The organism is Infirmifilum tikiterense (genome assembly GCF_054696565.1).
Map to the genome: position 1 here is coordinate 328,673 of NZ_CP182482.1, position 22,115 is coordinate 350,787.

The 22,115-nt window shown below is 51.6% G+C and carries 19 protein-coding genes; 8 read left to right on the forward strand and 11 right to left on the reverse strand.

The features are described 5' to 3' along the window. The first annotated feature begins 271 nt into the window (after window positions 1–271). Both truD and ACNO7C_RS01870 read left to right on the forward strand, forming a co-directional pair. Window positions 272–1,606, forward strand: coding sequence for a tRNA pseudouridine(13) synthase TruD (gene truD, locus ACNO7C_RS01865; RefSeq protein WP_460025322.1), 1,335 nt, complete (start codon window positions 272–274; stop codon window positions 1,604–1,606). A 399-nt stretch (window positions 1,607–2,005) separates the two neighbouring features. Beyond that, window positions 2,006–4,405: a tRNA(Met) cytidine acetyltransferase TmcA gene (locus ACNO7C_RS01870; protein ID WP_460025323.1), complete on the forward strand. Its 2,400-nt coding sequence runs from the start codon at window positions 2,006–2,008 to the stop codon at window positions 4,403–4,405. Here the strand turns inward: ACNO7C_RS01870 and ACNO7C_RS01875 are convergent. Together ACNO7C_RS01875 and ACNO7C_RS01880 are read right to left on the reverse strand one after the other, a co-directional pair. Beyond that, window positions 4,389–5,444 (reverse strand): hypothetical protein, encoded by a 1,056-nt coding sequence (locus ACNO7C_RS01875; RefSeq protein ID WP_460025324.1) that lies wholly within the window; start codon window positions 5,442–5,444, stop codon window positions 4,389–4,391. The genes ACNO7C_RS01870 and ACNO7C_RS01875 overlap by 17 nt on opposite strands. Before the next feature lie 295 nt (window positions 5,445–5,739). Next, window positions 5,740–7,902: a CDC48 family AAA ATPase gene (locus ACNO7C_RS01880; RefSeq protein ID WP_460025325.1), complete on the reverse strand. Its 2,163-nt coding sequence runs from the start codon at window positions 7,900–7,902 to the stop codon at window positions 5,740–5,742. A 93-nt stretch (window positions 7,903–7,995) separates the two neighbouring features. On the opposite strand from ACNO7C_RS01880, the gene ACNO7C_RS01885 reads away from it, so the two are divergent. Then, a complete protein-coding gene (locus ACNO7C_RS01885; protein WP_460025326.1) occupies window positions 7,996–8,328 on the forward strand; it encodes a hypothetical protein in 333 nt (110 codons plus the stop codon). 131 nt (window positions 8,329–8,459) lie between these two features. Then, window positions 8,460–8,936, forward strand: coding sequence for a ribosomal protein L13e (locus tag ACNO7C_RS01890; protein ID WP_460025327.1), 477 nt, complete (start codon window positions 8,460–8,462; stop codon window positions 8,934–8,936). On the opposite strand, the gene ACNO7C_RS01895 is transcribed toward ACNO7C_RS01890, so the two are convergent. Next, complete coding sequence (locus ACNO7C_RS01895) at window positions 8,933–9,124, reverse strand: TFIIB-type zinc finger domain-containing protein (RefSeq protein WP_460025328.1); 192 nt, start codon at window positions 9,122–9,124, stop codon at window positions 8,933–8,935. The two genes, ACNO7C_RS01890 and ACNO7C_RS01895, sit on opposite strands and share 4 nt — an antisense overlap. 340 nt (window positions 9,125–9,464) lie before the next feature. Here ACNO7C_RS01895 and ACNO7C_RS01900 point away from each other — a divergent pair, with 340 nt between their 5' ends. Next, entirely contained in the window at window positions 9,465–9,803 is a 339-nt protein-coding gene (locus ACNO7C_RS01900) for a U6 snRNA-associated Sm-like protein LSm6 (protein WP_460025329.1), read from the forward strand. Window positions 9,804–9,885: 82 nt separating this feature from the next. Beyond that, a complete protein-coding gene (locus tag ACNO7C_RS01905; RefSeq protein WP_460025330.1) occupies window positions 9,886–11,109 on the forward strand; it encodes a methionine adenosyltransferase in 1,224 nt (407 codons plus the stop codon). Here the strand turns inward: ACNO7C_RS01905 and ACNO7C_RS01910 are convergent. The 8 genes from ACNO7C_RS01910 to endA all read right to left on the reverse strand — a co-directional run bounded on the left by ACNO7C_RS01910 (window position 11,083) and on the right by endA (window position 19,497). Beyond that, the gene (locus tag ACNO7C_RS01910) at window positions 11,083–13,098 is read right to left on the reverse strand and encodes a DUF460 domain-containing protein (RefSeq protein ID WP_460025331.1); all 2,016 of its coding nucleotides are present in this window, start codon (window positions 13,096–13,098) and stop codon (window positions 11,083–11,085) included. The two genes, ACNO7C_RS01905 and ACNO7C_RS01910, sit on opposite strands and share 27 nt — an antisense overlap. 95 nt (window positions 13,099–13,193) lie before the next feature. Continuing rightward, complete coding sequence (locus ACNO7C_RS01915; protein WP_460025332.1) at window positions 13,194–14,135, reverse strand: lipopolysaccharide core heptose(II) kinase RfaY; 942 nt, start codon at window positions 14,133–14,135, stop codon at window positions 13,194–13,196. A gap of 340 nt (window positions 14,136–14,475) precedes the next feature. After that, the gene (locus ACNO7C_RS01920; protein ID WP_460025333.1) at window positions 14,476–15,186 is read right to left on the reverse strand and encodes a metallophosphoesterase family protein; all 711 of its coding nucleotides are present in this window, start codon (window positions 15,184–15,186) and stop codon (window positions 14,476–14,478) included. A gap of 8 nt (window positions 15,187–15,194) precedes the next feature. Then, window positions 15,195–15,917 carry an energy-coupling factor transporter transmembrane component T family protein gene (locus ACNO7C_RS01925; protein WP_460025334.1) on the reverse strand — a complete coding sequence of 241 codons (723 nt, stop codon included), beginning with the start codon at window positions 15,915–15,917 and terminating at the stop codon, window positions 15,195–15,197. After that, complete coding sequence (locus ACNO7C_RS01930) at window positions 15,905–16,741, reverse strand: energy-coupling factor ABC transporter ATP-binding protein (protein ID WP_460025335.1); 837 nt, start codon at window positions 16,739–16,741, stop codon at window positions 15,905–15,907. The genes ACNO7C_RS01925 and ACNO7C_RS01930 overlap by 13 nt, the downstream gene beginning before the upstream one ends. A gap of 5 nt (window positions 16,742–16,746) precedes the next feature. After that, a complete protein-coding gene (locus tag ACNO7C_RS01935; RefSeq protein WP_460025336.1) occupies window positions 16,747–17,580 on the reverse strand; it encodes an energy-coupling factor ABC transporter ATP-binding protein in 834 nt (277 codons plus the stop codon). An 11-nt stretch (window positions 17,581–17,591) separates the two neighbouring features. After that, window positions 17,592–18,803, reverse strand: coding sequence for a redox-regulated ATPase YchF (locus ACNO7C_RS01940; protein WP_460025337.1), 1,212 nt, complete (start codon window positions 18,801–18,803; stop codon window positions 17,592–17,594). 115 nt (window positions 18,804–18,918) lie between these two features. Then, a complete protein-coding gene (endA, locus tag ACNO7C_RS01945; RefSeq protein WP_460025338.1) occupies window positions 18,919–19,497 on the reverse strand; it encodes a tRNA-intron lyase in 579 nt (192 codons plus the stop codon). Between the two features lie 272 nt (window positions 19,498–19,769). On the opposite strand from endA, the gene ACNO7C_RS01950 reads away from it, so the two are divergent. After that, window positions 19,770–20,114, forward strand: coding sequence for a hypothetical protein (locus ACNO7C_RS01950; RefSeq protein ID WP_460025339.1), 345 nt, complete (start codon window positions 19,770–19,772; stop codon window positions 20,112–20,114). A gap of 416 nt (window positions 20,115–20,530) precedes the next feature. Continuing rightward, window positions 20,531–22,036, forward strand: a complete 1,506-nt coding sequence (locus ACNO7C_RS01955; protein WP_460025340.1) for a zinc ribbon domain-containing protein — start codon at window positions 20,531–20,533, stop codon at window positions 22,034–22,036. The last annotated feature ends 79 nt before the right edge of the window (window positions 22,037–22,115 follow it).

The following is a 22,115-nucleotide window of genomic DNA, read 5'->3' on the forward strand; positions in this document are numbered from 1 at the left end:
ACGTTTTAGTAAAAACCTTCTATATTGTCATATACATGTAAATGGATTTCATCTTAGAGGTCATGCCATGTGGATTTTTCGTTCACATACTTAGTCAAAGCCCATTAGGAGCACAGCGTTCGTATCAGCCCGGGCTAGGAGGTTTTGCTGTCTTACACCCTTGTACTTCTCGGTGGACCGTGAAGTTCCCTACTACCGGTTTGGTAGATCTTCGAGGACCCTATACATGCGCAGAAAAACATAACCCAGCGTGCTTTACATTCGAACAAGTATGGTGGTTGAATCCAACGTTGAGCTCGATATTCTCTTAGAGATGAGGTATTATGGCTTGGAGGGAAACGGCATTGGAGGGTCTATTAGACAAACAATCGAGGACTTCGTGGTTTACGAGATAAGCGTTGAGGGCGTAAAAGCGTCTTCAAACTGCTCAGAGATACCGCAAGGCGCAGGAGAGTACACATGGGTCGTTGTTGAAAAAAAGGGTGTTGACTCTATAACGGCTTTAAACAAGGTCCGTAAGTACTTCGGGGTTAAAAAGTCAGACATAGGAATTGCAGGCCTGAAAGATACTAACGCTGTGACCTTCCAATTTGTATCCATTAAGGGAGATATATCGCTCGACGCTGTAATCGCATTCAACAGTTCGAGCCAACGCGTCAAGATCCACTGCCCTGTCAAGAGGCCGTTCCACCTGAGGCCCGGGCTTCTTTTCGGGAACCATTTCATCGTGAAGGTTAGAGGTTGCAAGACGGATAGCTTGGAGGCCATGCTGAACAAGATTACAGAGGTAGGGGGTGTACCCAACTACTTTGGATACCAGAGGTTCGGAAGTATACGTCCCATAACGCACATAGTTGGACGGTACATTATTCAAGGAAGGTTCAAAGAAGCCGTAGAAGAGCTGTTGCTGAGAATCTTCCCCTACGAGTCCCCTAAAGCGAAGATGGCTAGAGAGTACCTCGCATCAACTGGCGACTATAAAGGGACGCTTGAAATATTCCCTAAGAGCATGAGGAGCGAGCGCGCCGTGATAGCGCATCTAGCACGAAGACCAGGAGACTACGTGGGGGCTATCCGTAAAATATCTGGCTATGTGAGAAAATTGTTCGTGGGTGCCTATCAAGCCTACCTCTTCAACAAGGTACTCAGCAGGAGAATTGAGCATGGGCTTTCATGGGTTTACGCGTCGCCGGGCGACTACGTAGGAATAACGCTGGGTTCTCCGGGCTCCGGTCACACGCCTGTCCTCGTCGCCAATGACGCAAACATCGAAAAAGTCAACAAACTCATCCTTGAAGGTAAAGCGACCCTATTACTTCCCGTCTTCGGCTACAACACTCACCTGTCGCAGGGAGTACAAGGGGAAGTTGAAAGAGAGGTCTTGAAAGAGGAGGGTCTAGACATTGGCAGCTTTTATATAAAGAGCATCCCAGAGGCTTCGTCAGCAGGAACATATCGTCCAGCTAGTCTATCGCCACTGAACTTGCGTGTAGAGGTTGGCCAGGATTACGCAACGTTCTCCTTCATGCTAAAGAAAGGAATGTACGCTACAACACTCCTCCGCGAGTTCATAAAACCGAATAATCCTGTCGAACAGGGGTTCTAGCCCTCATCCTCCTCTTGTGAGCGATGCTATTTTGGCCTTATCCCTCGATTTCTTCCGCGTCCTATCGGAAACTTCCCGGTTTACTGCAGATTACGTAGGGGCACACCGCTAAGGCGATAAGGAGGCTAACAACAGCCAGGTTTTAAAAGGAATGTCCTCAGTGATATGAAAATTGGACTTGTGACGGTCATAAAGTTGCTTACCGGGCACAGACTGTGCGAAAAATGTTGAGATGCCATAAGCCGTCTTGCGTGACGGTGAACTCGTTGTGGACGCCCATGACTACTCCTAGAAAAGGGTCTCAGACTGGAAGCCTCAGAGGGTCGGTTGTGCTAAGCGAGTCAAGGTAGTGCGTGGTATTTAAGTTACGACCTATAGTGGAGCAATAGGGGCTTAGTTATGCCGCTGATCCCGCAAGAGCACTTGGACGAAGTGCGAGAAGAGCTGATTATTGCTAAAAAGGCTAATCACAGGCGCTTGTTAGTGATATACAGTGATGACGACTCGAGGCTCATCACTGCTGCCTTAGATTTCCTCTATGAGATTCGAGACCTCGTTAGAGAAGGCGAAGTCCTTTACACATATCATTCCTTTTACTCCGACGGCTCCATGAGGCGAGACCTCTTTGCCAGGGGGGCACCGAAGGACCTTGACATTGATTACGTTTCATACCAGAACCTTGATGTCATACTCGGCAAGACTTACAGCTCATGCATCGCAGACCTCATAAATAACCTAGAGCCGAACGACCTTGGCAGGCTTATGGGCGTTGTTGGAGGAGGAGGCTTATACATTCTGCTTCTGCCCTCGCCTAGTAAGTTAATGGAGCTGGTCACGAGGTTCCAAAGTAACCTAATTGTCCCAGGCTATACGGCTAATGATTTGAAAAGGTTTTTCGTGAGAAGATTCCTAAACAAGCTCTACGAGCACGGCGGGATAGCGATATACGATGCCGACGCCAGGTACTTTGTGAAGAAGTTCGCTAGGCTACAGACATCGCCATATGCTCAGAGAGCAGTAACTTACCCTGAAAAATCGAGAATACCGGTAAAGGTTTACAAGCTCGCTTTAACGCAGGATCAGGTCGAGGTACTTAAGAGGTTTGAAGAGCTCTACAAAAAGTCTGAGAAGAAAAAGGTTCTCGTGCTGACCGCAGACCGTGGAAGAGGAAAATCTTCGGCTGTTGGAATTGGTTTAGGATGGCTGGTTCACAGGTTACGCAGAGCCAAGGGGAGATGCCGGGCGGTTTTGACGGCGCCCAGTGAGACAAACATTCAGGAAGTTTTCCGCTTCGCTCGAAGAGTGCTCGAAATGTACAAGCACCCGATCAACATTCACTTCGTTAATGACTATACTGTCAGAATAGAGTCTAAGGGCATCGAGGTTGTTTACATGACACCAATTGACGCCATGAAAACCAAGGCTGATGTCTTGGTGGTCGACGAGGCCGCCGCGATACCTGTACCGCTACTTTTCAAGTTACTGGATAGATACGATAAGTTGGTGTTCTCCTCCACTATTCATGGGTACGAGGGGTCTGGCCGAGGCTTTTCAATAAGGTTTCTGAGGCGGTTGAGGTCGCGTGAGGATGTTGAGGTTCTTGAGTACGAAATGGAGGAACCGATACGCTACGCGCCTCAAGACCCCATCGAGGCTTGGACGTTTGATACCCTGTTATTGGACGCAGAGCCAGCCACCCTCACCGAGGAAGACCTGCGGGCTGTCGAAAACAGAGAAATCACGTACCATGCTCCCGACGAGGCAGAGCTGTTCTTGAGAAACGAGAAAGAGCTTCGTGAGTTCTTCGGAATCTACGTTATGGCTCACTACCGTAACAACCCCAATGATCTTGGAATAATGATGGAAGCGCCTCACCACTTTATCCGGATGGTCAAAACGTCAACCGGGAAGGTCGTTACTTCGCTGGAGCTCGCCGTGGAGGGTTCCCTAGGGCCTGAGCTGTCGCGGGAGTCCGCAAAAGGGGCCTGGCTTATGGGTAACATAATACCTGATAGGATTATTAAACACTACAAGCTCCTCGACTTCGGAGATCTGAAAGGAGTTAGAATCGTCCGGATAGCCACGCACCCGCAGGTTATGAACAAAGGGCTCGGCAGCTTCGCCCTAGCTGAACTAGAAAGGGAGGCCTTAACCAAAGGCTACGACTGGGTAGGCGCCGGATTCGGTGTTACGGAGGAGCTGCTGAGATTCTGGGTTAAGAATGGTTACACACCGGTGCACCTAAGCCCGGAGAAAAACCCCGTGAGCGGCGAGTATACAGTCATCGTAATTAAACCCTTAAGCGAAAGAGCCCGGAAGGTGGTAGAGGTCATAGCCCGCGAATTTAAAGAAAAGCTCCTCGACTCTCTCCCCTCCCCCTACTACGACCTCGAGCCAGAGACGGCCCTCCTACTCCTTGAAGCCACTCCCCGCTTCCCGGCTAAACTCGACCTAACGATTCTGAAGAAGGCAAGATTCCTCATGTACGCGTGGAGCGACATGACTATCGAGAACTGCATGGACGTGATGAACAGGCTGGCTAAACATTACTTCAAGTGCATTGATCCCCCGGAGCTTACTCGTTTGCAGAAGCTCTGCTTAGTATCAAAGGTATTGCAGGCTAAGAGTTGGCACGCCACTCTAGAAGATCTGAAGATAACAATGCCCCAAGCGACGTCTGAGCTAAAAGAGGTAGCGAGAATATTCTCTAAGGCGTTCCTTGGCGTGAATAGCCTGGACGACGCGATGAGATACTTTTACCTGACTTTAAGCGACGTAACGTTTACTCCTCCGGACTGATAAAAGCTACAAGTCTCGCGCTTTTACAGCAGGAGAGGCATAAACCACACCTGTCACATTTTTCTGATGCCACGAGAAAGTCTCCCGTGATGCCTGTTGCTTCACCCTCACGGGTAAATGCTCTAAATGGACAGACGTCAACGCACGGTGGTTCCTCCCGCAGGTTGAAGGCTGGTCTCATTCTCTCATGTATACTGCTCCATCTAACTAGAAACTCGTCGCCGAGCCTTTTTACCTGCGGAAAACTCGCGACGCGATGCAGTAATGCGGTATCGTACAGGATAATGTCAAAGGATCTTTCAACCGCAAAGTCCCCTAGTAGATGTTCTGGAATGTCGCTTATATAAGCAGAGGGGACATCGCTGGTAGTGGCGAGCTTCGCCCATATAAGTGCATAAACCTTCGAGAGGTAGGTCGAGTGCACTCTAAAAAACTCATTCCCTAACGAGTAAACCACATGCGGTGAGAAAATCACGGCCCCGACACCTATTGTCTTCAGATGCCGCAAAAACTCCTGCGTCGGAGGGGCAGCTGGGCTCAGTTTGACAATGACAGGTCGTGCCGACTCCGAGACGAACTCCTCTAACATATCGATAACATACGATTCAAATCCCCTGCGGCCTCCAGATAAGATGTACGTCAGTCCAAGGTCTATTTCAAAGCCGTCAACCTTATCGGCAAAGCGCTCAGCAAGCGCCCTGAGTGATGAGAGGCGCGAGGAGGCAAACGATGCTACAACCTTAGCGTCACTGCGCAACTTTAAGGTTTGAGCTAACCTTTCAGCTTCTTCCAGCGAGAAAGCAAGGGGCCTCGTCATGATCATATAGTCGTTCCAAGAATTAAACTGATGCACCCAAATCCTAGCTCTCGAGTCCTCTTCAACTCTGATATCTGATGATACTGTTGGGAGGAAAAAGATAGCGATATCATCTAGTTTTTCGGTATTTGACTCCAGTAACTTGTAGAGTACAACATCATCGCTACTTAGGCCCCTACGTGCTCTAAGTGGCAGACCGGCGAAGTAGTAAGCTTTAGCCACAATCGCCTCGCAGGATCATGAACAGCAAAACTACTTAAAAGTCTGTCCCACGTCTCATCTCTCATTAGCATAGCAGTGCGCTTTATAACTCTCCCCCGTTTCCTTCACAATCTACTAAGGCCCTATCAAGCTTCCCGTGGATCGTGAAAAAACTAGAGAGATTGAGGCTGAAGTCTCGTGGTGCCGCGTCAGGCTCATCAGCCACTACGCTTTTAGAGCTTTTCGGGTTCTATTTTACTGATGATGAGGAGTACCAAATACGATATGATGAATTGAGAACTCTCGGCTGAATATTCTAGCTCAGCATTCTCCTAAACTCCTCCGCGATCCTCTTGTATCTCTCGAGGTCTTCTCTGGTCACGCTGGGCTTAACGGTCTCAAGAGCCCTTAAAAAGTGGTTCATCGTCACCTTCGTGGGCTTCCCGGCCTCGCGGAGCGCAGTAATAGCAGCCTCCCTACAAACAGCGGCGATGTCTGCCCCCGTGTAGCCTTCTGTCCTCTTTGCGAGCTCTGCGAGGTCTACGTCCTCGGCTAGGGGCATTCTCCTCGTGTGCACTTTGAAGATCTCGAGCCTGGCCTTCTCGTCGGGCGGCGGGACGTAGACCAGCCTGTCGAACCTCCCAGGCCTGAGCAGAGCAGGGTCGATGATGTCAGGCCTGTTAGTGGCCGCAATCACCACAACACCCTCAAGACGCTCAAGACCATCCATCTCCGTGAGAAGCTGGTTCACAATCCTATCTGTGACGCCGGAATCGTACCTCTGGCCCCTTCTCGGGACTATAGAGTCTATCTCATCAAAGAACACCACGCAGGGCGCTGCTTGCCTGGCTTTTCTGAAGATCTCTCTGATTGCTCTCTCGCTTTCCCCAACCCACTTACTAAGTACCTCCGGCCCTTTCACGCCAATGAAGTTTGCCTCGCTCTCGGTTGCCACGGCTTTCGCGAGCAGGGTCTTGCCAGTTCCAGGAGGACCATAGAGCAGTATGCCCTTAGGCGGGTCAATGCCCATCTCTCTGAAGTACTCGGGGTGCTTCAGCGGCCACTCTACGGCCTCCCGCAACTGCTGCTTAACATCCTCAAGACCGCCGATGTCATCCCAGTTAACCTCAGGTACTTCAATGTACACTTCTCTCAGAGCGCTTGGCTGGACCTCCTTAAGGGCATCCATGAAGTCTTGCTTGGTTACTTTCAGTTCGCTAAGAATTTCGGCTGGAATCTTCTCACTCTCGATGTTTATTTTCGGTAACACTCTCCTGAGGGCGCGCATTGCGGCCTCGCGGCAGAGAGCGGCGAGATCCGCCCCAGTAAAGCCGTGCGTAATTTCGGCCAGCTCGTCGAGGTTCACGTCTTCTGAGAGCGGCATGTTTCTCGTATGCACTTGGAGGATCTCCCTCCTAGCCCGCTTATCCGGAACCGGGAACGCTATTTCCCTATCAAACCTTCCCGGCCGCCTGAGAGCAGGGTCTATGTCGTCTGGCCGATTTGTGGCTGCTATGACGATGACCTGTCCTCTCTCTTTTAGCCCGTCCATTAGTGCTAGGAGCTGTGCTACAACTCTCTTCTCGACCTCGCCTGTCACCTCCTCCCTTTTCGGGGCGATGGCGTCGATCTCATCGATGAAGATTATAGCCGGGGCGTTTCTAGACGCCTCCTCGAAGATCTCCCTGAGCCTCTGCTCGCTCTCACCGTAGAACTTGCTCATAATCTCGGGGCCATTAATGGAGATGAAGTAGGCTCCGGTCTCATTGGCAACGGCTTTCGCGAGCAGGGTCTTGCCAGTTCCAGGAGGACCATAGAAGAGCACCCCCTTAGGCGGGTCAATGCCCAAGTGCTTAAACAGCTCGGGGTGACGCAGCGGGAGCTCGACCATCTCCCTGATCTTTTGTTTAGCCTCCTCTAGATCACCAATGTCCTCGTAAGTTATTCTCGGTATCGCAAGCTCCCCGCTAACAGGCTCGCTTCTGATGCTGACCTCTGTTTCATCCGTGACCTGCACGGCCTGCGCAGGGAAAGTTGAGACGACGGTAAACTGCAGGGCTGTGCTAAACGTAGGTATTTCAACTACGTCTCCACGAATGAGTGGACGTCCTAGAAGCTTGCTTTTCACATACTCCACAAGCTCCGGCACTATTTCAAAGCCCATTTTGAACGTAGGTGCAAGCACGACTCTTTTCGCGGGGGCCACCTTAGCTTTTCGAACCTTAACTTGGTCACCTATAGCCACTCCAGCATTACGCCTTATGAGGCCGTCCATCCGTATTATCCCAGCACCCTCATCTTCCAGCGCTTGAGGCCACACTATCGCAACTGTAACCTTTTTCCCTTCAATCTCGACAACGTCGCCTGGATCCACCCTAAGCTTGCTCATAGCGCTTCTGTCGATCCTTACTATGCCTCTTCCTACGTCTCGCGGCCGCGCCTCGGCAACTCTTAGTGTAACTTCGGGATGTGAAGACATCAGGGTAAATCTCAATGATCCTTTATATAATGCTTGTGGGACCGTGCAGTAATTGTTTTTAAGCCGGACGAAGTGTAAGCGGTGGCGGTTTAGATGTTTATTAAACGGGAGGATGCTGTCAAGAGGGCTTCAAGCCTCCTTACACGCGCTTTACTTATCAACACAGTCATCACTCTGCTACCCCCAATCTACATCTTCTTTTCAGGACCCATCGGCCTGCACACCTACGCCGCATTAGCCTTCCTCTTGGTTTCTGTGGCTTCACTCCTACTCGTATACTACATTCGGAGAGCCGTTGAAGATTACTCCATCGCTTCCGCCAAGGCAGTGATGCCGATAACCTTGCCTATAAGCCTCGTAGGAGGCTTGGTTATCGTAGGATTGCTTGTACACAGAGCGCGGAAACACTTGATGGAACTCCAATAAGGCCACCGATAAAGTTTACGGATTTTTCAGCCTCACCCATTTTCGTTACGTCAGCACATCGACCTTGAACCTAGGAACACTCAAGTGGAAATGTTTTTATTCCAAACCTGAATGAGATCTCCCGGGTTCCTATGGCAGGAGAGACGCAAACCCCTTCCCCGTCGCAGGCTCAAGTAAACTCGGTACCTCTGCGAAGATACGGGGGGGTGCTCTCAAGACCCTACAGAGAAGGTAGAGGCTTCAGTCTCAGTGAAATTAAAGCACTGAACTTGACCGAGCGCGAGGCGCGGCTTCTCGGAATATACGTGGACACTCGCAGAAAGACAACTCATGAGGAAAACATCAAGGCCTTGAGAGAGTATCTGATTAATTTAAAGAAGGCTCTCGAGAGCGGTGCCCCTCTACCTGAACCGAAGCTTCCCAAAATCCTTTTAGCGAAAAGAGATGTTTCCAGGGTCTTCAAAGGAAAAACCTCAGCGGGTAGAAGAGGAAGAGGGCTTCAGTCCGTCAAGTATAGATACACACACCACTATAAGTGGAAGAAGAAGCAAAGGGAAAGGCTCCTCAAAAAGCGCCACGAAGCTAGTAGGCACAAGGGCGGAGATTAACCTAAATACCTCCTTTCATAGCTCTCGACAATTTTCCGCGAGTGCTCTAAAACTATTTTCATCCCGCACTTTGCGCAGTAATACTCGCCGTCAATTTTAGCTATAACATCTTCACTTCCGCATTTCCTACACTTGGGTCGTGTAGAGTTACGCGAATCCTGCTTTACATCATTATTCTTTAAAGACACGTCATATGTCCCTGCGAGCCCAAGGTATATAATTTTAGCCTACACAAGCCAGCTCGTAGAGCCTGATCCTTAAAGACGCGTTAGCGGCCAATACTAGGCTTGTCGGCTTGTCTATTCGCAAGCCCAAGCTTTCCGCTAGCCTTGATCACCGACTCGCAAGAGAGTGAGAGCACGCCTGTTAAACCCCCGGTGTCACCTGCAGAAGTCGGTAACCGTTGTTCGAGAAACTCAATACAATCAGCGAGCGCGCTCTCTGATTCCCTTTCATCTGAAGTCTCTGACTAAACTGGTTTCGGAGCAACACAAAGAATATTTATAGTGACGCTGTATGGGCTAGAGCGTGACGCAGACCTCGAAAGCCCAGTATAGAGCGGTGCATCCCATCGACTACTTGAGAAGCTACAGCGGTAAAAGCGTGCTCATAAAGCTGAAAGATGGCTCCGAGTACATGGGAAAGCTGAAAGTCATCGATCCCTCAATGAACATCGTATTATCCGAGACCAAAGAAGTCACGGAGACCAACAAGGTGGTAGCAATTCTAGGAGATGTGTTTATCAGAGGCAGCAACCTGCTGTTCGTGTCAACAGAGCCCGACAAAGTCACTTTCTTTGAGCCTGACCAGCCGAAACAGCCCGAAGCACCTCCAAATCAGAGCACGACGGAAGAAGAGGAAGAGTAAGATAAATTACTGACTGTAAGGTAAATTACTGCCAGTAATTATGGGAAAATCATAAAAGCAATACGATTCCCTAGAGCACCTGATGGCGCAGAAAAATATAGTAGTTGAGAAATCGACGTACATTCCACCGGATCTCTTACCAGTTGAAATCGTAGAGAGAAAAGGTACCGGACACCCTGACTTCATTGCAGACTCCATATCCGAGGCTGCAAGCCGCGAGCTATCAAAGTACTACCTGGAGAAGTTTGGCCGCATCTTGCACCACAACTTAGATAAAGTTCTAGTCGTAGGAGGACAATCTTCACCTAGATTTGGAGGGGGGGAAGTGCTACAGCCGATCTACATCCTGGTTTCTGGCAGAGCGACAACAGATGTTGTTGAGGCCGATGGTACGCGTGTTCCCGTACCCGTTGGACCCCTTGTGCTGAAGGCAACGCGCGAGTGGATTAAAACAAACATTCGGTATCTTGACCCTGATCATCACGTGATAGTTGATTATAGGATTGGGAAAGGATCCGTAGACCTGGTCGACATATACCAACGTGCGCAGTCTTACCCGGGTGCGAACGACACGTCTATGGGGATCGGGTACGCACCACTATCAGAGACAGAGAAACTGGTTTTCGAGACAGAACGACTGCTAAACTCTCCGAAAGTGAAGAAAGAGGTACCAGCGGTTGGCGAAGACATAAAAGTTATGGGGGTGAGGAAAGGCGATACCATTCACTTAACTATAGCAGCTGCAATAGTCTCGAGACACGTGAGATCAACAGAGGAGTATCTAGACGTGAAAAAGGAGATCCGGAAACTTGTCTTAGAGAAAGCTTCAGAGATAACTGAGCGCAAAGTCGAAGTTTACGTGAATACAGGAGATGACCCCAGTAAAGGTGACAGAGGGGGGCTGTACCTTGTCGTTACTGGCACATCGGCTGAGCATGGAGACGATGGAGCAACAGGCAGGGGAAACAGGGCGAATGGGCTTATAACACCCTTCAGACCTATGTCTCTAGAGGCGACCGCCGGTAAGAACCCCATAAGTCACATTGGGAAATTGTATAACATCGTAGCGTTTAACGCATCTCAGGAGATAGCACAGCTTGACCACATAAGAGAAGTTTACATAAAACTAATTAGCCAAATTGGAAAACCAATAAACGAGCCCCTCCTGGCATACATTGCGATTAATGCTGATGAGGCGGCTATTTCACGTGTAAAGCACCAAGCAGAGGAAATATTGGCCGACCACCTCGACGGAATTAATAGACTCTGGGAGAAGGTTCTACGCGGAGAGGTTACTCTCTTTTAAATCCTTGAGCAGCCTCAGCCTTTCTCGCCTATACTCCTCGAGTATGCCTTTTATTTTAGAGATATCCCCCTGAGTTCGACGCGTCAACGCGTTAGCGAGCTCTTTGCTTTCAAAGGCAACTATCGGGCCTATGTCAAAATACTGCGCGATATCCTCGAGAGATATTACCTGAGCCTCAGGGGGTATCGCTCTCCTTAAAGTCTCCGCTTCTTTCGAGCTTCTCGTAACAACAATCACCGAGCTTTGAAAATCCTTAGCCTTTAAGGTTTTAAAAACAAGGTCTTGTACAAGTTCTAGGGGGTAGCTCTTATCGATAAATACTATATTGTCCGAGAGCTCCTGTAGAGTTCCTTCGTTTTCTCTGGTTTTTTCCACAAGCCACGAAAGCTTTATGGCAAGCCTATACTTGCTGAAAGCCATACCAAGAAGGATCCGCTCCAACTCGGACACCCTATCTTCTAACTGTTGAAGCTTCGCCTTCAGGTGCGAGGCTTCCCTCTGTAACTGTTCTACCCTAGAGTCAAGCTTCACCTTCTCTGCATCTGCGCCGAGGGTTTTACGGACGGAAAGCAGCTTTTTAAGGGTCAACTCTAGCTCGCTTACCCTCTTCGTAGCCTCCCTCAGTTCAAGGGTAAGAGCTTTATTCTCCTGAAGCAACCTTTCAGCTAGCTTTCGGTAAAACCTTAGCTGCTCCTCGGCTCCTCCCTGGGCTATGTCCTGGAGTGCTAGCTCCTCCTTGGTTGATAGCTGGAGGTACTCCTTCGCCGCTTCCTTAACGGCAAGAGAGACGGGGAGGCCTTTAACGACTTGAAGCTTAGCTTTATCTAGCGGAATAGAGAGGCCATATTTGCTGGCCTCCTGTTCAACGGCGTCGAACTTCTCGCGATACTCGTTGAAGGCTTTGAGCGCGGCGGCGAGAGCATCCCTCTGGTGTGAATTCTCAACTTGCGGATAGCCAGACGTGAGCCTTCTTTTCTCATCGACGCTCAAGCTACGCTGCGGTGTAAACAGAAGAGCACCGAGCTGAGACGCAAGTTTCTTAACGTAAGCGGGTGCAGGGGACACATCACTGGCTATTACTGCGGGATGCCCGAAATCTAAAAGTAGCTTTACTAGCTGACCCCTGCTAAGCAACCTCCTTGAGAACACGCTCACGATACTTCCGCTAAAATCTAGGATGGCCACACCTGTCGTCATTCCTGGATCTACCCCCACAATCGTGTAACGCTCGCTCCTAGCGCTGCGTTTCGGCGTAGCTCCTAGTGGTCTGTACTCGATACTCTCACGCCTTACCGGCGATATCTCAACAAAAATGTCGTGGCCAGACTCTGGCTTCACGAGGCCGTTGAGCCTCTCGCGGGGAGCGTAAACCACGAAAGTTGCCCCAACCACTCCCCAGCCTCCTTTTCTCACGAAGAGATCGTAGTCTATCCCTGCCTTGTCCAGCTTCTCGAGTATCTCCGCAACCTTCCTTTTGACAAGCTGCTCGATGTTACGCTTATACCGCTCCCTGCTCATCCCCCCCTGCCCAGGAACCCTTCCACGTCCAACGCGTATTCGTGTCTCCTCCTCGAAAACCAGGACCTCTGAGCCTATCCCCCTGCTTGCGAGAACCGCTAGAAGCTCTGCTGTTTCCACAGGACTCAACTTTCCTCTACATAATCCTGTCAACACGCAAAGAGCCTCAACGCTCACAACCTCGTCTCCGAGCCTCGTGACCTCTACTAGCCTCGGAGTTTTCCCGGGAACTCTTCTCAAGACTTCAGCAATTCCTCGAAAGTCCCCAGCTAGCTCGTAAATGTTATCTACCGCAATCGCCTCAACTCCTCTCTCCCCCACCAGGGCCAACACTTCGCTTAGAGGTACCCGTTCCATCCTCAGCGTAACTCGTCCCTCCTCTACTAAGGCGAGGGCGAATAATGGCTCACCGGCCTGGGGCGAGGAGCCAGGTACTATGTCAAGACCCACTACCCTGCGAAGTATCGACACCCCCGCTCCTTACTACTAAACTTCGCGATATTAATCATTACGGCAGGACCAACTACCAGAGCGTTTTCGCGACCTCTGTTGTTACAAAGAGTGCATTACGCAACTAGCCCTAAGCGGGTGAAGATGTTACTTAGATAAAGCTCCTTGTTCAACCGTAGTCCATACTTTCTCGTGAAGAAGTTGACTATGTTCTCGATGTCCCTTTTAAGGTAGAATGCTGCATTGGGATGCGCCGACGAGACCCACTGAGGCCAGTCGAGCAACTTAATATCTTCGCCCTTAGTCACTATCACATTGTACTCGTTTAAATCTCCGTGAACCTCACCGGCTTTGTAAGCTTTCTCAACCTCAGCAAGAATCTTTTCCAGAGTCAATATAGGCTCACTCAATGGAGGGACTTCTGAGAGCTCTACCCCTTCTACGTACTCTGTGACAACTACGTGCCGGTTCCAGTCAACTGGTTCAGGCACAGCAACACGCTCCCTCCACAGTATTTTGAGAGCCTCATACTCGTTACGTGCAGCCAGCCTTGAGAGATATAGCCACGAAAAGTGCCTCTTATCTGCGACATATCCCCTCACCCTCTTCGCGCCTCTAAAGCTAGTTCTACCAGCCCGGTGAACTTTGACTGCAACGATCCTCTCACCCGAGGTTTTACCGAGGTATACTTCCGATTCCTTACCCTCTCCAACTGGAGTCTCCGAGATAGCCACTATGGTCCCTCTCTTAACGAGAGCATTAAAGGCTAAGCAGTCGTAGCCGCGGCTAGTTAAGATATAGCCCGTGAAGCTACCCCTGTATCTCTGGACAAGGCCTAGTTTGTTCAGCTTTTTAAGAACCACCTCCACGTAATCTTTCGCAAGGCCCGAAATAGAAGCTATAAGTTCAACATCCACGTACTCGTGGTTTATCATACCTCTCTCGATTGACGTTAGCACTCTAAGATCGTCACCGGTCAACCCCTTTAGGCTCCAAGCGGAGAAACGAACACTCACGATTCTAAACAACAGACACTCAATCTTTATTTCTGTTGTCATGGCCAGAAAACTTTTTGGAAGAGCGTCGTGGATTAGGCGATGATGAAACAGCTCGCGATCGAGCGGTGAATTAACCTTCGATTGCTGAACTAGGTTCTCCTGCTTAAGATTGAGGAAAAAACTAAGTGCCTAGCAACACCGGGCCCGGCCCGCGGTTGGCTGCTCCTGCCGGCGAGGTGTGGCGGCCGCTGGCTACTACTCCCCGGAAGCCCCTCGTGGGGCAGGCCTGCAATGGGTGATGCGTAGCCCCGTGGGGCGACCCCGAGGCCGATAAAGGTGACGAAGAGTTTAAGGGACCGTGGGGCAGAAAAGGAGTAGTGCTCACGTAAAGGTAGAACCGTCACATAAAACCCACTAAACCTATGGGTCTCACCTCGATTATCCTCACTTGTTTTATCGCCGGGAGAGCGACGTTATAAACTGGCGTCTGTCCAATGAAGTCAGAGTGGATTTTGCTCTCGTGAAGGTGTCCGTGCACGACGGCGTCGACAGGGTGTTTCCTCACGACTTCTGAGAGCTTCTTGCTAGACATCTCCTCCCAGAACTCTTCCTTTTCACCTACCAGAGTGCGGCACCTCGGTGGGTAGTGTGTTAACAGTACTGTCAGCTCTTTTCCAGCATGCTGTGAGATGAGCTCCGCGATCTTTTTCAGTCTACTAGCGTAAAGCTCATGGACGTTCGGCACATGCTCCAGTTGCCACCTCGTAGGTTTATCAAGCGCACCGGTTGTACCCACAACGACTAGCTCTTTCTCCAGTGGAAGCCTTACGTAGTCGTCATCCAGCCAGATAACCTCTTGGCACTCCTCCCTCATCTTTTCCCGTACGTCGGGGTAGTCCTCGTTGCCGAAAACAGCCACTATTGAGGCATTCGGCAAAGCTCTCCGCAAGGCGTCCTGCACCGGCGCGCACATCCTGTAGTTTCCCTTCTTGACTACATCGCCAGCTATCAGGACGGCCGAGACCTCGGTTGCGCTCAGGCGTTTTAGCGACGAGAGGAGGAGCGGCAGATACTCCGGTGCGTGGACATCTCCGAAGGCTAAGACTTTCATAGCGGCACCTAAGACATTACGAGAAACAGCACCGCAAATGAAGCGATTAAAAAGAGCGCGAGCACATCATTTCTTGTGAGCTTTAGCTTCACCATCCTAGTTGGCTTAGTCCGAGCTCCGAAACCCCTAGCCTCTAAAGCCTCGGCTATCATGAGGCTACGTCTTACCTCGAATACCACCAGCGGCACCATCAAGTAAACGTAATTCCTTATACGCGTGGTAAAACCACCTTTTTCGAGCTCTAGACCCCGACTTCTAAGAGCATCTATTACGATCTGCACGTCCTGAGCAAGAGTGGGAACGAATCGGAACGACATTGTTATTAGTAGCGAGTAGTCCCGGGGGAGGCGCATCTCCTCAAGAGCTAGCGCTAACTCATCAGGAGGAGTGGTCAGGAAGAATACAGAGAAGGCAGCTGTCAGGACGAGAAAGCGCAAGGTCATAGCTAGAGGCTGTAGAATCCCCTCGTGCATGGCTGTAAGCCAGTTTAAGAAAAATATTGCACCGGCTAGCGGTAGAATCCCCTTCACACCCTCCAGCATGAGCTTGAGCCTTTTCGCTAAGAGAGCGGCCAGCACGACTGTTCCAAATAGGATTAGTTGCCGCTGCACGCTCAGCGTTATCAGAGACAATGCCGCAACTGTAAAAGAAAATACCAGCCTCGTGCGAGGATCCAATCTATCAAGAGCAGAGTCTTTCTTGATGGATCGGAAGGCCCTTAGCGCCTCCACGGCTCTCCCTCCTCGACTATAGCCCTGATAAGGTTATCCAGCCTGTAAAAGTCGACCTTCAGGTAGTTCTCACCGAGTAACACTCTTGCAAGCCGCACCGATTGTGGGGGTAGAAGGTGAGACCGTCTTAGGAGCGTATAATTGGATAGGATCTCCCGGGGTGACGCGGAGGCTAAGATTTTTCCATCAGACATCACGGCTATCCTGTTTACGTGTTCCACTACGAACTCAACGTCATGTGTAACGATAACGACAGTTTTCCCCATAGTTCTAAGTAGATTTAGCATCTCCGATATCTTCTCTTTTTGCACGTAGTCCTGACCAGCCGTTGGCTCATCTAGGACGAGTATTTCGGGGTCATAAGCCAAAACAGCGGCTATGGCCAGTCGTTTACGCTCCCCAACGCTTAAGCTATAGGGGGACCTGTCCTTGTACCGGTATAGCTCCATCACCTTTAAAGCCCACTCTGCTCTGCGCTCTATAACATCTCTCGGAAAGTTGAAGTTTTTCAGAGCAAAAGCCACCTCGTCAAAAACAGTTTCCCCAAACAGCTGGTGATCTGGGTTCTGAAAGACAAGGCCCACGATCCTTGAGAGCTCTGCAACCGAGTGAAAACGGGTGTCCATTCCCTTTACGAGAACCCTCCCCCCTGTGGGCTTCAGGACACCGTTAAAGTGCTTGATAAGCGTTGTCTTACCTGCGCCGTTTTCACCCATTATCGCAACGAATTCTCCGCTGGCAATAGATAGGTTGACGCCTTTCAAGGCCTCCGCGCCATCAGGGTACTTATAGTAAACATCTTCAACCTTAATTACCGGCTCCACGAGCCTCACCCTGCAACTTTTTTACGAGCCTCAGCGGCCACGTGCTCAGGTGTTAAAAGCTTGGGGTTTATTTGCAACCCGTACTCCTCCAGCTTCTCGATAAATTTGACGATAAAGGGCTTACCTGTAATGTACCCGTATTTCTTTACTCCTTCGAGCGGTCTACCTGTGAACACTACCTCTCCTTCATTCATTACGACAACACGGTCGGCAAAAGGCAGAGCTACTTCCAGCCTGTGCTCAATGACTAGCGCGAGTACGCGGGAAGATTGAACCTTCTTTTTCACCAAACCCAAGACCTTCAGTGCCGTTAGGGGGTCTAGATTCGCCGTCGGTTCATCGAGAACCAGAATCTCGGGCTCCAGCACCATAACCGAGGCAAGAGCGACTCGTTGCTGTTGACCCCCGCTCAGCTCAAAGGGAGACCTGTTCCTGAGCTCCCAGAGTCCATACTCCCTAAGGACATTTTCCACTCTTCTGCGTATCTCCTCTGGAGGAAGACCCGCGTTTTCCAAGCCAAAAGCTATCTCCCGCTCCACCGACGTGAAGAAAAGCTGGTTCTCAGGGTTTTGAAAAACAAATCCCACATGCTTGGCTAGCTCGTATGTCGGTGTTTTTCGCGGGTCCAAACCCTTGATGCTGACGTGACCAACAAGCTCTCCCCCATAGAAGTTGGGAATTAAGCCGTTGAGTATCCTTGCGAGAGTGCTTTTCCCACACCCGCTCGGACCGAGCAGTAGAATGAATTCTCCCGCGTTGGCCTCGAGATTTATGTTCCTTAAAATCCAGCCGTCACTGTCCGGGTACCTGTAGTAGACGTTTTTTAACTCCAGTAACAATACGTTACCACCTAAGCTCTAGCGATTATCTTAATCACCATCCGGTGTGAAAGTTTTTCATCCGAGCCTATGCGTCTCCCGCTTCTAGCATCCACAGCTGAGACAAACCTTTTGCCGAGCTCCGTGTGTATGATATATGCAAGTTCTCTTGCAGTGGTCTTTCCAGGCACTATAAAAACGTCCGGCAACACGTTGCCCTGATGATCTGAGAACTTTTTCTCATTCTCAACGGGAAAGACGGCGATCATTCCTAGAACATCGAAGACGGCTGTGTCCAGCGCTTCCTGAACGCCTGTGCTACCCCAGCGCTTCAGCACTTTCTCCCTGATGTACTCAAGAGCTTTCTCCTGCTCAGGCCTGAGTCCACCGACCACCTTGAAATCCCCCTCCCCCGGTATGTACTCTATAAGCCCCGCTTTCGCCGCCTTCTTTAAAGCTAGCTCTGCTTCGGCACTTGCGGGGATGATTTTGTACCTTGAGCCTAGCTCTTCGCGCATCCTCTTTATATTATCTTCAGCTGGGTCGAGATCCGCCTTGTTCGCAACCAAAACAATGGGCTTTGCCTTCTCTCGAACGAGCTCTGTAAGACGCAGGATATCCTCTCTAGTCCAAGACGAAGCCTTCTTGCCCTGAAGCCCGAGCTCATCCACCGCGCTCCGCACAACGTCAGGCTCTATGCCAAGCCCGCTAAACCTTGAGTAGAGCTCATCGTACCGCTTATGCAGGTCTATGAGCTTCGATATCCTTTCCCAATCCCTGTACACGATCTGGAACATCCACATCGTGATTTCCCTTTCGAGAAATGCAACGTCCTCCAGCGGGTCGTGAGTGCCGGGCTTGACCGGGCGCCCTTCCTCGTCCGTTGCACCGGCGGCGTCGATCACGTGGAGAAGGACTGGGGCGCGCCGTAAATGGTCTAAAAACATGTTTCCCAGACCCCTGCCCTCCCACGCACCTGGAACCAGCCCAGCGACGTCGATGAGCTCGACTGGAGCAAAACGCCATCCGTCGATGCAAATCGAGTTGCGAGGATTATCTTTGACACCGAGCTCCTTACAGACGCACTTTACCTTAACGTACCCAATACCGATGTTGGGATTTATCGTGGTGAAGGGGTATGGCGCTCTCTTAACATCAATAAGGGTAGCTGCGGCAAAAAATGTCGATTTTCCTGTATTGGGTTTTCCAACAACACCCAGCTGAACGACCACGTTCATGAGCATGAGCGTCGTGATTATTAAATTTAGGTTAAACGGGTTAAGCTCGCCTGCAACCTGCTACCTCCTGAAGCCCATCGAGCAGTGAAGTCCTCTTGCTACGCTTTTGTTTCAGGTGGATCTACATAAACCACTTGAACACAAAGTACCTTATCGTCCCGTCAACGGGATCCCTATAGGCGAGTATAAACTTCTTCTTCACAGAGTGCGAGAGCCTACCCGCACGGATAATTTCCAAGGGATCCAGCTTACTATGGTAGTCGAGGACGTGCACAAGGAAAGGTGCGTGGTCAATACCAGGTCCTAGCTTGTACACTGCAAACGTGGATCCGAATTTCATGCCTGATTTCACCACATACCCTCTACTCCTTAAATCCCTGTACACGGCATAAGCATCTCCAAAATTCTCGTAGGCATCCATCGCGAGACGCTTCAGCTCATCTACGCGAAGCGCCTCTCCACTCGCGCTATAAATGTCCAGACAACCTTGCTCTGCCAGGTAAACCGCGTCGAAAAGAGAGAGCTCAAGCTCCTTCTTAACATCGGGTGTTTTAGGCTTTGGCACGGTGAAGAAGCGACCGTAAAAACCTCCCTTAAAGTAGAGAGAGTTCGCAGCTTCGCGATCGAATACAACTACTCTGTTCCCCAGTAACACGGCTTTGGTTTTCGCACATTGATCGTGCTCAGGCGTGGGCTCCACGGAAATAGTGAACACAGAAGACCGTAATTATAATTTGGGGTGCTACACCGCACTCCTACACAATTCATTGCCCTTCGTAGCAATGCTACCTTTTAGCTTCTCCCTAGATTCTTCCCGTGTTCGATCCGTGTTTTCCCTTGCTTCCATCGGGCTGGAGAGGAATTGTGAGAGGGTGTTCGAGCAACACCTATACGCCTCCTCCCTATACGCCTCCTCGGCTCCTATCGGCACAGCTTGTGTGAACGCTTATAACCCCTCTTTCGCGTTTAACCTTGATAGTCGAGGTAGAAAGGGAGGTCTGGGAGAGCGTGGCCAGGTGGCTCGAGCTGACCGGTCTCGCAAAAACGCTGTGGCGCCTCCGCGAGCCGAAGCCCCTCAGCAGGGCGTTCGGCACCCGAAACACCAGGCACATAGCTAGCGTCCTCGAGAGGCTGCGCTCAGCTGGCTTCGTCAGGGAGGCGGTGGTGGGCAACACCCGCTACGTCTACCTGACGGAGCGCGCCTGCGGCCTCCTCGCGTTGCTCGGCTACAGCAGCGAGGAGGTGGCGTGCGGCGATACCGCCTTGAGGCTCATCCGGCGCGGGGCCTCAGCTGCCTCCGCCACAGCATCACCGTAGCTACGTGGCTGCATATTCTGGCCTTCCTGACGTAGCCGTAGGCCCTGGAGAGGCAGCCAGCCTTCGACAAAAGTGTAACAATGTTATACTTTCGGCGTAATCATCGGAATGAATATTAACCCCCTCTGCGCAGGGAAGAATGAGGCCCGCCGCCGAAGGCATTGGCCGGTGAAGGGGTGAGCCGGCTTCAGCGGCGCGGGCCAGGGTGCTTCCCCGAGAAAACTGGCGCCCCGCTGCGAGGCGCCTGCACTCTCGGGGAAAAGAAAGTGGGCGGGAGGGGCAAAGCAGCTCGAATCATGTCAGCGGGCCCCGGGCACCTAGGCTGCACCGCCTCCAGCGCGCTAGTGTTTAGGGGGGAGTGGGGGCGGATGGGGGCCGCGGCTCACACCGGTCCCCCAGTAAAAAGGGGTGATGGCATGGGTGAGAAGAGTAACGGTAAGGGGAACGGCAAGGAATCCATCGATACCTACAGGGTTTGGCGGGTCAAGACCAACGGGGAGGTGAGGCAGAGTCTTCAGCGGCTCTACGTGAGGCTGTCGGGTGCAGTCAAGGAGGCGTGCAAGAGCCTTAAAGAGAAGCACGGCGACGCCTTCAGAAAGGAGCCAGAGAGATTCAGCAAAGAATTAATCGAGGAGGCCTCGAGGCTTGCTGGGTTGCCGAAGGGCTTCTTCTGGTACGCCGTGGAGATGTGGAAGACAGTTGCGGAAGCGAGGCGGAAGTCTAAGAGGCGCAACAGGTTCACCCCGCCACCAGTACCGCTACTCGTCAGGGTGGTTAACAATGGCGGTAGGCTTCACGGCGCCAGTAGCGCCGTTGCGGTGTTGGACACCTCCAGGGGCGAGCTCCGCGTTCCCAGCGCTGACATTACGATAAGGCTGAAGCCTTCATTGGTTAGAGCGGTGCTAGAGGACGTCCAGCGCTTCGAGGACGTTAAGCTTACGCTACAACTAACGGCTAAAGGCAGGCTACGCCTTGTTGCGCGCCGTGCGGTCAAGCAGGCGTGGTGGAACGGCAACGACAGACTCGCGGTGATAACGTTGGACGTGAACTCGAATCACGGGCTCTACCTTCTTGCCTTCACGTTCGACGGCGAAGCCAGGCTCTTGGTGCAACGCGTGCTTAAGCCGCCCAACACCACGTTGCTGAGGCTCCTCGCGGCCGTTATGCGTAGCTACTCTAAGGTTAAGATATGGGAGCAGGCCGCCAAAAGGTTTAGGGAAAGGAGGGACGTCGAAGAGTTGCAGAGAGAGGGGAGAGGCCCAGCGGTGGAGGAGGCCTTGAGGCTCGCTGAGAGGCTCAGGGCGAAGGTGAACATGACTCCGGAGCGCGCTGAGAGAATAACAAGACAGGCGTCGAGGAAAGTGAAGAAGCTCAACGACGATTGGATTAGAGGCGTGCTCAAGGAGATGAGAGAATTGATCAGGAAGCTCAGGGACCAGGGCTATACCGTTGTAGTCATCGCGGACGTACCGCAAGCCGAGTCCCTGAATGGCTCACAGCTACAGCGAACATTGCTGAGAATCGCGAGGCGGCTGGAGAACCTAGTGCTCTACGAGGGCGCTAGGTGGTTCGAGCCGGAGAACAACGTCTCGGGCAGGCAGTGTCCCAGGTGCGGAACCTGGGGCGTAGAGGTAAGGAGGAGGTACTACCGCTGCCCCAAGTGCGGCTTGGAGTGGACTAGGGACTGGGCAGCGTGCTACAACGCCGCGAAGCTCTTCCTAAAGGCCTGCAGAGCAGAAAAGCACCTCGAAGCACTGCAGAGCTGGCTCAGTCAGCACCCTAGAGCCCCGACCCACGGCACCAGAGAAAGGCCAGCAGGCCCCGGCCCCAGTTCCCGGCACGGCCCCACGGCCGCCCGCCGGGTGCCGCGCGCGGCGCGAGGAGGGTATGTGCCCGCGGCGACGCGGGCTGAAGGCCGCTAGAATGCGGCCACCCCGCAAGGGGACCCATGACCCTAGGGGGCCCTCGAATCAGTGAAGGGGGCAGATGAGGCCAGGCGCG